The organism is Streptomyces sp. NRRL S-31 (assembly GCF_000718775.1).
GTDB lineage: Bacteria > Actinomycetota > Actinomycetes > Streptomycetales > Streptomycetaceae > Streptomyces.
Genome location: NZ_JOCB01000065.1, coordinates 37,045 through 47,345 on the forward strand (window position 1 = coordinate 37,045; position 10,301 = coordinate 47,345).

General features: G+C 75.1%; 9 protein-coding genes. 5 read left to right on the forward strand and 4 right to left on the reverse strand.

What is annotated here, in order from left to right:
• Positions 1-3: 3 nt before the first annotated feature.
• From efeB to IF37_RS0124255, 3 genes are read left to right on the forward strand one after another with little or no spacing between them, the layout of a single operon-like run.
• Complete coding sequence (efeB, locus tag IF37_RS0124245; protein ID WP_030746238.1) at positions 4-1,263, forward strand: iron uptake transporter deferrochelatase/peroxidase subunit; 1,260 nt, start codon at positions 4-6, stop codon at positions 1,261-1,263.
• Positions 1,264-1,266: 3 nt separating this feature from the next.
• Positions 1,267-2,139 (forward strand): iron uptake transporter permease EfeU, encoded by an 873-nt coding sequence (gene efeU / locus IF37_RS0124250; protein ID WP_030746241.1) that lies wholly within the window; start codon positions 1,267-1,269, stop codon positions 2,137-2,139.
• A complete protein-coding gene (locus IF37_RS0124255) occupies positions 2,099-3,091 on the forward strand; it encodes a hypothetical protein (RefSeq protein ID WP_079165858.1) in 993 nt (330 codons plus the stop codon). The genes efeU and IF37_RS0124255 overlap by 41 nt, the downstream gene beginning before the upstream one ends.
• Positions 3,092-3,106: 15 nt before the next feature.
• Here IF37_RS0124255 and IF37_RS0124260 read toward each other — a convergent pair whose 3' ends face one another.
• From IF37_RS0124260 to IF37_RS0124280, 4 genes are all read right to left on the reverse strand, one after another.
• Complete coding sequence (locus IF37_RS0124260; RefSeq protein ID WP_030746247.1) at positions 3,107-3,844, reverse strand: bifunctional DNA primase/polymerase; 738 nt, start codon at positions 3,842-3,844, stop codon at positions 3,107-3,109.
• A 91-nt stretch (positions 3,845-3,935) separates the two neighbouring features.
• A complete protein-coding gene (locus tag IF37_RS0124265) occupies positions 3,936-4,571 on the reverse strand; it encodes a TetR/AcrR family transcriptional regulator (RefSeq protein WP_030746250.1) in 636 nt (211 codons plus the stop codon).
• Between the two features lie 31 nt (positions 4,572-4,602).
• On the reverse strand, positions 4,603-5,598 hold the full coding sequence (locus IF37_RS0124270) for a small ribosomal subunit Rsm22 family protein (RefSeq protein ID WP_030746252.1): 996 nt from the start codon (positions 5,596-5,598) through the stop codon (positions 4,603-4,605).
• Between the two features lie 1,075 nt (positions 5,599-6,673).
• Positions 6,674-7,981, reverse strand: coding sequence for a multidrug effflux MFS transporter (locus IF37_RS0124280; RefSeq protein ID WP_030746255.1), 1,308 nt, complete (start codon positions 7,979-7,981; stop codon positions 6,674-6,676).
• Positions 7,982-8,068: 87 nt separating this feature from the next.
• Here IF37_RS0124280 and IF37_RS0124285 point away from each other — a divergent pair, with 87 nt between their 5' ends.
• Entirely contained in the window at positions 8,069-9,082 is a 1,014-nt protein-coding gene (locus tag IF37_RS0124285; protein WP_030746262.1) for a Gfo/Idh/MocA family protein, read from the forward strand.
• Between the two features lie 56 nt (positions 9,083-9,138).
• The gene (locus IF37_RS0124290; RefSeq protein ID WP_030746258.1) at positions 9,139-9,897 is read left to right on the forward strand and encodes an SDR family oxidoreductase; all 759 of its coding nucleotides are present in this window, start codon (positions 9,139-9,141) and stop codon (positions 9,895-9,897) included.
• Positions 9,898-10,301 lie beyond the last annotated feature (404 nt).

A 10,301-nucleotide genomic window follows, 5' to 3' on the forward strand; every position in this document is an offset into this window, starting at 1 on the left:
GCGATGACCGAGACCCAGGGCAGCAGTCCGTCGCGCCGGGCACTGATCGGCTGGGGCGGAGCCGGGCTCGCGCTCGGAGCCGCCGCGGCCGGCGGGGCCGTGGCGGTGGCCAGGGCGGGCGACGGCACGGACCCGGCGGACGACGGGACGGGCGGCGCGGTGCCGTTCCACGGCGCCCACCAGGCCGGCATCGCCACCCCCGTGCAGGACCGGCTGCACTTCGCCGCGTTCGACGTGAAGACCGAGGACCGCGACGAGTTCGTCCGGATGCTGAAGGACTGGACGGCGGCGGCCCGCCGGATGACCGCGGGCCGGACGGTCGGCGAGGGCGCGTACGGCGGGCTCGCCGAGGCCCCGCCGGACGACACCGGTGAGGCGCTCGGGCTCAAGCCGTCCCGGCTGACGCTGACCATCGGGTTCGGGCCGTCGCTGTTCGACCGGTTCGGACTGCGCGACAGGCGGCCGGAGGCCCTGGTCGACCTGCCGAAGTTCCCCGGCGACAACCTCGACCGCGCCCGCACCGGCGGCGACCTGTGCATCCAGGCCTGCGCCGACGACCCGCAGGTCGCCGTGCACGCCATCCGCAACCTCGCCCGGATCGGCTTCGGCAAGGTGGCCGTGCGCTGGTCCCAGCTGGGCTTCGGCAAGACCTCCTCGACCACCCCGGACGCGCACACCCCGCGCAACCTCTTCGGCTTCAAGGACGGCACCCGCAACATCGCGGGCACCGAGACCGCCCGGCTGAAGGAGCACGTGTGGGTCGGCGACGGGGACGAGGGCGCGGGCGCGGCCTGGATGACCGGCGGGTCGTACCTGGTCGCCCGGCGCATCCGGATGAACATCGAGACCTGGGACCGCACCTCGCTCCAGGAGCAGGAGGACGTCTTCGGCCGGGACAAGCGCGAGGGCGCCCCGGTCGGCAAGGCCAAGGAGCACGACGAGCCGTTCCTGAAGGCGATGAAGCCGGACGCGCACGTACGGCTGGCGCACCCGGACGCCAACGGCGGGATCACCATCCTGCGCCGCGGCTACTCCTTCACGGACGGCACCGACGGCCTCGGCCGGCTCGACGCGGGCCTGTTCTTCCTCGCCTACCAGCGGGACGTGCGCAAGGGCTTCATCCCGCTCCAGCGCAAGCTGTCGGCGCACGACGCGCTCAACGAGTACATCCAGCACGTGGGTTCGGCGGTCTTCGCGGTGCCACCGGGCGTCCGGGACTCCGGCGACTGGTGGGGCCGCACACTGCTGACGAAGGAGGCGTAGCCCGTGTTCTCCAACTACCTGATCGGTCTGCGCGAGGGGCTTGAGGCCTCGCTCGTCGTCTGCATCCTGATCGCCTACCTGGTCAAGACCGGCCGCAGGGACGCCCTGAAGCCGATCTGGACCGGCATCGGCGTGGCCATCGCCATCGCCATGGGCTTCGGCTGCGCCCTGGAGTTCGGCTCCCAGGAGCTGACGTTCCAGGCGCAGGAGGCGCTCGGCGGCTCCCTGTCGATCATCGCCGTGGGCCTGGTGACCTGGATGGTGTTCTGGATGCGGCGCACCGCCCGGCACCTGAAGTCGGAGCTGCACGGCAAGCTGGACGCGGCCCTCGCCCTGGGCACGGGCGCGCTGGTCGCCACCGCGTTCCTCGCCGTCGGCCGGGAGGGCCTGGAGACCGCGCTGTTCGTGTGGGCGTCGGTGCACGCGGCGCAGGACGGCACCCCGCGCCCGCTGATCGGGGTCGCCCTCGGTCTCGCCACGGCCGTCCTGCTCGGCTGGCTGTTCTACCGGGGCGCGCTGAAGATCAACCTGGCGAAGTTCTTCACCTGGACCGGCGGCATGCTGGTCGTGGTCGCGGCGGGCGTGCTGGCGTACGGCTTCCACGACCTCCAGGAGGCCGGCTGGGTCCCGGGCCTCACCGACCTGGCCTTCGACATCAGCGGTGTCATCCCGCCGGACAGCTGGTACGGCACCCTGCTGAAGGGCGTGTTCAACTTCCAGCCGGATCCGACGGTCGTCCAGATCACGGTGTGGGCGCTGTATCTGGTCCCGGTGCTCGGGCTGTTCCTCTCCCCGGTAGGGTTCGCCTCCGGGAAGGGGAAGGTGAAGGAGCCCGATGACCAGGGAACGCAGCCGTCGCCGGCTTCGCAGGCGTGACCGGAACGCACTCATAGCGGCCTCGCTGACCGCTTTGTCGCTGACGGCGAGCGGATGCGTCGTGGTGCACGGGGAGCGCGAGGTGCTGCCCGCCGCCACCCGCGCCGAGGCCGTCAAGGCGCTCACCGCGTTCACGGACGCGTACAACAAGGCCGACAAGGCCTACGACAGCTCCGTGGACGCGCCCTACGTCACCGGTGCCCTCGCCGACATCGACTCCGCCCGGCTGAGGGCCGGGCACGTCAACAGCCCGTCCGGCAATGCCCGCCACACCCCGCTGACGCTGACGGACGTGAAGATCACGATCGTCGAGAAGGCCGGCTGGCCGCGCTGGTTCGTCGCCGACGCCCGGGGCAACAAGGCTGGCGACTACCGCTGGGTGCTGGTCTTCACCCGCGGCGACCTCGGCGAGCGCTGGCGGGTCGCCTATCTGACGCTGATGGCGCCCGGCACCGTACCGGAGTTCGAAACGGACCGGGACGGCCGGGCCGCGGCCGTGCCGGCCGGCAGCACCCGACTGGCCGTCCGCCCGGACGAGTTGAGCAAGACGTACGCGGCCTACCTGAAGAACGGCGGCAAGACCTTCGCGGACGGCCGCAACACCAGCGGGCTGCGCGCCGACCGCGCGCGGGCCGCCGAGAAGCCCGGCCTGGTCCGGCAGTACATCGACGAGCCGCTCACCCACGGCGACTACGCGCCGCTGGCGCTGCGCACGGCGGACGGCGGGGCCCTGGTGTTCTTCAGCACCCACCACTACGAGAAGCAGACCGCCTACAAGGGCGCCACCGTGCCGGTCACCAACCAGGACGTGCGGGCCCTGATCAAGGGCGACGTGAAGCAGAACCTGACGCTGGAGTCGGTCGCCAACCAGGCCGTGCTCGACCCGGCCGGCAGCGGCCCGGTGCGGATGCTCGGGCGGGTGCAGGGGCTGACGTCCGCGCAGGGCGGGTGAGGGCCGGCGGGCCGGTCAGCGGCCCAGCGGCCAGGCCGCGCCCTGCGGGCCGGCGTCGGCGCCCGCGTGCCGGGCACAGGCGTCGGTGAGCGCCTCCAGCAGGGTCAGCGGGTCGGGCAGCGGATGCTCGGGGCCGCGCACCCAGCTCACCCCCCGGTCATCGCCGGGCAGCCGGGCGGGCGGTACGAGGACGTAGGAGCCCCGGCAGTGCCAGCGCAGCCCCGGGTGCTCGTCCATCGTCTCGGGGTGGCAGTCCAGCTCGCAGGGCCACCACTCGTCCTCGTCCTCCGGGGTGCCCCGGGTGAGGGTGAAGAAGAGCATCCGGCCGTCGTCGCTCTCGGCGACCGGTCCGACCTCGACGCCGGAGCCGAGCAGCCGGTCCAGCGCCTCCCGGCCGGCCGCCAGCGGCACGTCCAGCACGTCGTGCACCATGCCGGTGGCGGTGACGAAGTTCGCCTGCGGCTGGTGCCGGGCCCAGCGCTCGATCTGGGCGCGGTCGGTGGTGGACTGCGTCTGCCAGGCGAACGACACCGGGTGCCGGGCCGGGGTGGGACAGCCGACGCGGTCGCAGGAACAGCGGTAGCCGGGCGCGGGGTGCGCGGCGGGGGCGAGCGGCAGGCCCGCGCCGGCGGCGGCGAGCAGCAGGGACTCACGGCCGCCGGCGTCGTCGGCGGCCTCCTTCGGACGGCGTCCGCGCAGCCACTGGGAGAGTCTGCCCTGCCGGCCGGACCGGTCGCCGAACGTCCCGCTCATCTATCCCCTCGCCCTCGCTGGTGTGCGGACAGCATGCCCCATCGTCCCATCTTCTCCCGATCCGGGGGGTCGCCCGGCGGGAGAAGGGCCGTCACGGGCGGGCGGGCGGCACCGGGCGGGGCGCGATGCCGTACAGCGCGTAGTCGACGAGGGTGTCCGTGTAGGCGTACGAGATCGGCCCGGTGTGCTGGAGCCACCGCTGCGCCAGCGGCGAGACGAACAGTTCCAGCGCGATCCGGGGGTCGACGTCGTCCCGTACCGCCCCGGCCCGCTGCGCGGCGCGCAACCGGTCGACGTACAGCTGCAACTGCGGCTCCAGCAGTCCGGTGACGAACTCGCGGCCGAGCTGCTCGTTGACGACGCCCTCCGCGGCCAGCGCCCGCGCCGGCACCTCGAAGCGCGGGTCGAGCAGCTCGTCCACCGTGGCCCGCAGCACCGCCTTGAGGTCGGCGGCCAGGTCGCCGGTGTCCGGGATGGCGTCCGGCTCCTGCCCCGCCGCCCGGGCCGCCTCTCCGGCGAGGTCCAGGAACGCCTCCAGCAGGACGTCCGCCTTGGAGGACCACCACCGGTAGATGGTCTGCTTGCCGACCCCGGCCCGGGCGGCGATGGCCTCGACGGTGGTCCTGGGGTAGCCGACCTCCCCGACCAGGGTGAGGGCGGCGGCGTGGATCGCCCGGCGGGATCTGTCGCTGCGGCGGGTGGCGTCGGGGGCGGGCTTGTCGACCATGGGGTCGAAAGTAACAAGCGGCGGGGGCGGGCTACGACGGGGAGCCGTACGGCGGCCAGGCGTCGCCCCAGTCGGCGTCCCGGGCCGCCTTGTACAGGTCGCCGTGGCGCTTGGTGACCGTCGTGCGGCCCAGCCGCTCCTCGGCCTCGCACAGGTCGAGGAGGACCTGGCCCTTGCGGATCTGCGGGCGCCGGACCACCCGGGCGGGGGCCGGCGCGGCGGGCAGCCGGGTGGCGGCGACGTAGGAGAACTTCTCGTCCTCGTACGCCAGCGAGCCGCCCTTGACCTGGCGGTGCAGGGAGGAGCGGCCGACCCGGGCGGAGAAGTGGCACCAGTCGGTGCCGGGGACGATGGGGCAGGCGGCGCTGTGCGGGCAGGGGGCGGCGATGCGGAAGCCGGCCCGGATCAGCCGGTCGCGGGCCTCGATGATCCGCTCGTAGCCGGCCGGGGTGCCGGCCTCCACGATGACGACGGCCCGGGCGGCGCCGGCGGCGGCGTCGACGAGGGCGGCCCGGTCCGGCTCCGACAGCTCGTTGAGCACGTACGACACCGTGACCAGGTCGGTGGGGTCCAGGGTGAGGCCGGCACCGATCCGGGCGCGCTGCCAGCGGGTGTCCTTCAGGGCGGGGTGGGCGGCGGCGAGCCGCCGGCCGAGGGCGAGGGCGGGCTCGGCCCAGTCCAGCACGGTGACGGGGCGTTCGCCGGGCCAGGTGGCCGGGACGGCCCAGGTGGCGGCGCCGGTGCCGCCGCCGACGTCGACGTGGCCGGCGGGCGTCCAGCCGGGGACGGCGGCGGCGAACGCCGCCAGCGCGGAGCGGACCGCCTCGAAGGTGGCCGGCATCCGGTAGGCGGCGTAGGCGGCGACGTCGGCGCGGTCGCGGAGGATCGGCGCGTGGGTCGGGGTGTCGCCGCGGTAGTTGGCGATCAGCCGCTCCACGGCGGCGGCCACCTCCGTGGGGGGCAGTCCGTCGAGCAGCTCGGCCAGTGCGGTGCGGAGGGCGGCGGCCGGGGAGGCGGGGTCGTTCACCTGCCGATTCTACGGCGCACGGGGCAGGCACCGACGCGCCGGGCTGCCGGGGGCGGGGACACGGGGTGCCTGGGGTTTCGGGGTGCCCGGGGTTTCGGGGTGCCCGGGTGGCCGGGGTGCCCGGGGTTTCGGGGTGCCCGGGTGGCCGGGGTTCCGGGTGGCCGGGGTGCCGGGGGCGCGGGGTGCCCGGGGTGCCCCAGGTGCCGGGGTGCGCGTGGGGTGGCAGGGCCACTGGGCAGCGGGGCGTCGGGCTGCCGGGGGCGCGGGATTCCGGGGGGCCCGGAGGTTCCTCGGAGGTTTCCCCAGGGGTGCCCGGGGTTCCTGCGGGGCGGGGCCTCAGGGCCGCAGGCCACGGGCGACGGGGCACCGGGGGCGGGTGCTCAAGACGCCCGCCGGGCGGCAGAGCGGCGGGGCCACAGAGTGGCGGGACGCAGGGTGCCCAGGGGTGCCCGCAGGGCGACGGGGCATCTCAGGGCCGCAGGTCGCAGGGCGCAGGGCGCAGGGCGACAGCCTGCCGGGGGCGCGGGGTCCCCGGGGTTCCCGGGGTTCCCGGGGTGCCCGGGGTGCCCGGGGTTCCTGCGGGCCGGGGCCTCAGGGCCGCAGGGCACGGGCGACGGGGCACCGGGGGCGCGGGTGCTCAAGGCGCCCGCCGGGCGGCGGGGCGGCGGGGCGGCGGGGCCACAGAGTGGCGGGACGCAGGGTGCCCAGGGGTGCCCGCCGCGAGGGCGCGCCGGGCTGCCAGGGGCGCGGGATTCCCGGGGGGCTCCCGGAGGTCCCCTGGGGGTTCCCCCAGCGGTGCCCGGCATTCCTGCGCGGCTGGGCCTCAGGCACAGGCGACGGGGCGCGGGGCCGCAGCGCAGTGGGGCGCCAAGCTGCCGGGGCGCGGGATTACCCGGGGGTTCGTGCGGGACGGCGGGGCCGCAGGCCACAGGCGGCGGAGCGCAGGGTGCCCGGGGTGACCGCGGGGTGGCGGGGGGCGTCGCCCTCGCCGGGGGCGACGCCGGGGAACGTGCCGGTGACGGCCGGTGTGGCCCGCCGCGCCGTGGCCCGTCGGGGCCGGTCCGGCCCGGTGCGCTCAGCTCTCGTCCTCCCCCGACCCCGCGCGGGCGGTGCCCCGGGCCGGCCAGGGGCGGCACAGGCCCACGAAGCAGGCCGCCGCGATCAGCGCCGCGGCCAGCTGGACCACGGCCATGGGGACGGCGGTGTGCTCCCCGGCCACGCCGACGAGCGGGGTGGCGATGGCGCCGACGAGGAAGGAGGAGGTGCCGAGCAGGGCCGAGGCGGAGCCGGCGGCGTGCCGGGTGCGCAGCAGGGCGAGGGACTGGGCGTTGGGCAGGGTCAGGCCCATGGCGGACATCAGCACGAACAGGGCGGCGGCGACGGGGGCGAGGCCCACCTCGCCGAAGACGCCCGCGGACAGCAGCAGCAGGGCGGTCGCCGCGAGGACGATCGCCGTCAGGCCGACCGCGAGGACCTTGTCCAGGCTGACCCGGCCCACCAGGACCTTGCCGTTGACCTGACCCGCGATCATCAGGCCGACCGAGTTGACGCCGAACAGCAGGCTGAAGGTCTGCGGCGAGGCGCCGTAGATCTCCTGGATCACGAACGGCGAGGCCGATATGTAGGCGAACAGCGCGGCGAAGGCGAAGCCGCCGGCCAGCGTGTAGCCGGTGAAGGGCAGGTCGGCGAGGAGGCCGCGCATGGCGCGCAGGGCCGGCCCGACCCCGCCGCGGTTCCGTTCGGCGGCCGGCAGGGTCTCGGGCAGCCGCCGCCAGACGACGACGGCGAGCACCGCGCCGACGACCGCGAGCACCACGAACACGCCCCGCCAGTCAGTCACCCGGAGGATCTGACCGCCGATCAGCGGGGCCGCGATCGGGGCGACTCCGGAGATGAGCATGAGAGTGGAGAAGAAGCGGGCCATGGCCACCCCGTCGTACAGGTCGCGTACGACGGCCCGGGCGATGACGATGCCGGCCGCCCCGGCGAGGCCCTGGGCCAGCCGGAAGGCGACCAGGGTCTCGACGTTCGGCGCGACGGCGCACAGGGCGGTGGCCAGGACGTAGACGGCGAGACCGGCCAGCAGCGGGCGGCGACGGCCCCAGCGGTCGCTCATCGGGCCCACCACCAGCTGGCCGAGCGCCATGCCGGCCAGGCAGGCGGTGAGGGTGAGCTGGACGGTGGCGGCGGTGGCGTGCAGCGAGCGGGTGACCTCCGGCAGGGACGGGAGGTACATGTCCATCGCGAGCGGGGGTGTGGCGGCGAGACCACCGAGGACGAGGGTGACGAGCAGGCCGGTACGGCGGGTGGCGGCCGGCCCCGGGGCGGTGGCGGTCCCCCTCCGCTCCGTCCCCGGTGTCGGTGCCGCCGTGTGCTCGGGCATGTGCCCCTCCCTCTCGTTTCGGACCGGCACCTATGCTCTCAGCTCGTACAGAGTGCCGGGGTACACATGAGCGAGGGCGGGGCGGGGATGGCGGAGCAGGGCGTGCGGTGGGGAATCCTGGCGACCGGCGGGATCGCGGCGGCGTTCGCGGCGGACCTGGTGGATCTGCCGGACGCGGAGATCGTGGCGGTGGCCTCGCGCCGGCGGGAGTCGGCGGAGGCGTTCGGGGAGCGGTTCGGGGCCCGACGGGCGTACGGCGACTGGGCGTCGCTGGCCGCGGACCCGGAGGTGGACGTGGTGTACGTGGCCACTCCGCACGTCGCGCACCGGGCGGCGGCCGGGCTGTGCCTGGAGGCGGGGCGGAACGTGCTGTGCGAGAAGCCGTTCACGCTGAACCTGCGGGAGGCGGAGGAACTCGTCGCGCTGGCGCGGGAGCACGACCGCTTCCTGATGGAGGCGATGTGGATGTACTGCAATCCGCTGGTGCGGCGGCTGAAGGCGCTGGTCGACGACGGGGCGATCGGCGAAGTGCGCACGGTGCAGGCGGACTTCGGGATCGCCGGGCCGTTCCCCGCCCAGCACCGGCTGCGGGACCCGGCGCTGGGCGGCGGCGCGCTGCTGGACCTGGGGGTGTACCCGGTGTCGTTCGCGCAGTTGCTGCTGGGCGAGCCGGACGGGGTCGCCGCGAGCGCGGTGCTCTCGCCGGAGGGCGTCGACCTCCAGACGGGGGCGGTGCTGTCCTGGGAGAGCGGCGCGCTGGCCGCGGTGCACTGCTCGATCGTCGGCGGTACGCCGGTCACCGCGTCGGTGACCGGCACCCGCGGCCGGATCGACGTGCCGTCCGGCTTCTTCCACCCCGACCGGTTCGTGCTGCACCGCGACGGCCGGGAGGCCGAGGAGTTCGCCGCGGATCCGGCCGACGGGCCGCGCACCAGCCTGCGGCACGAGGCGAGGGAGGTCATGCGGGCGCTGCGCGCGGGCGAGAAGGAGTCGCCGCTGGTGCCGCTGGAGGGCACCCTGGCGGTGCAGCGCACGCTGGACGCGGTGCGGGAGCGGATCGGGGTGCGGTATCCCGGGGAGGCCGTCACGGTGACCGCGTAACCGTATGGCGGACACCTGATTCCGTATCGTGGATTCGACACCTACGCTGCGGTGTCATGACTGACAGGCAATCGAAGATCGCGGTGGTGACGGGCGCCGGTTCCGGCATCGGCCGGGCGGTCGCCGCCGAGCTGCTGCGCGCCGGCTGGTCCGTGGCGCTGGCCGGCCGGCGCGCCGAGCCGCTGACGGAGACGGCGGCCCTGGTGCCGGAGGCGGCCTCGCTCGCCGTCCCCACCGACGTGTCCCGGCCCGAGGACGTCGAAGCGCTGTTCTCGGCGGCCGTGGGGCGGTTCGGCCGGGTGGACCTGCTGTTCAACAACGCCGGGATCAACGGGCCCCGCGAGGTCCCCGTCGAGGAACTGCCGTACGACGCCTGGCGGGAGGTGGTGGACACCAACCTCAACGGGGCGTTCCTGTGCGCGCGGGCGGCCTACCGGCGGATGAAGGAGCAGGACCCGCAGGGCGGCCGGATCATCAACAACGGTTCCATCTCGGCCCACACGCCCCGTCCGCACTCGGTCGCCTACACCACGACCAAGCACGCGCTGACCGGCCTGACCAAGTCGCTGTCCCTGGACGGGCGGCCGTACCGCATCGCGGTCGGCCAGCTCGACATCGGCAACGCGGCGACCGACATGACGGAGCGGATGCGGGCCGGCGCACTCCAGGCGAACGGGGAGGTCACCCCGGAACCGGTGATGGACGTGGCCGACGTGGCGCGCACGGTCCGGCACATGGCGGAGCTGCCGCTGGAGGCGAACGTGCAGTTCGCGACGGTGCTGGCGACCACGATGCCGTACATCGGACGAGGCTGAGCCGCACTTTTCCCGGGGGGCAAACGGAATTCGAACATCCGCGGTATTGCGGCCCGTAGTGGAATCATGCTCAACTTTCCTCCACCAGAGCTTCACAGTTGGGGTACGGAAGTTCCGCGGCCATTCCGAGGGGGGAGGCGGCGGCCGTTCCACCGGACCGGAGCAAGGGGGGTGCACCTCGCGGCGACCGCGGGGCGCACGCCGGTCCCTGGAACGGCCGCCGCACCGACGTCCGCCGGCCGCGCCCGGTCAGCGGCCGTCCAGGCCCGCGGTGTCGGTGCCCGTGGCGTCCGGGGCAACGGCACCCCCCGGTGCCGGCCGGTTCCGGCGGCGGCGCAGGGTCCAGGCGCCCGCGCCCAGCAGCGCGAGCGCCCCGGCGGCGCCCCCCGCGAGGGGCCATGCCG

Coding starts and splice junctions, on each gene's coding strand:
- efeB (WP_030746238.1), top strand. CDS start 4: ATGACCGAGACCCAGGGCAGCAGTCCGTCGCGCCGGGCACTGATCGGC.
- IF37_RS0124255 (WP_079165858.1), top strand. CDS start 2,099: ATGACCAGGGAACGCAGCCGTCGCCGGCTTCGCAGGCGTGACCGGAAC.
- IF37_RS0124260 (WP_030746247.1), bottom strand. CDS start 3,844: ATGAGCGGGACGTTCGGCGACCGGTCCGGCCGGCAGGGCAGACTCTCC.
- IF37_RS0124265 (WP_030746250.1), bottom strand. CDS start 4,571: ATGGTCGACAAGCCCGCCCCCGACGCCACCCGCCGCAGCGACAGATCC.
- IF37_RS0124280 (WP_030746255.1), bottom strand. CDS start 7,981: ATGCCCGAGCACACGGCGGCACCGACACCGGGGACGGAGCGGAGGGGG.
- IF37_RS0124285 (WP_030746262.1), top strand. CDS start 8,069: ATGGCGGAGCAGGGCGTGCGGTGGGGAATCCTGGCGACCGGCGGGATC.
- IF37_RS0124290 (WP_030746258.1), top strand. CDS start 9,139: ATGACTGACAGGCAATCGAAGATCGCGGTGGTGACGGGCGCCGGTTCC.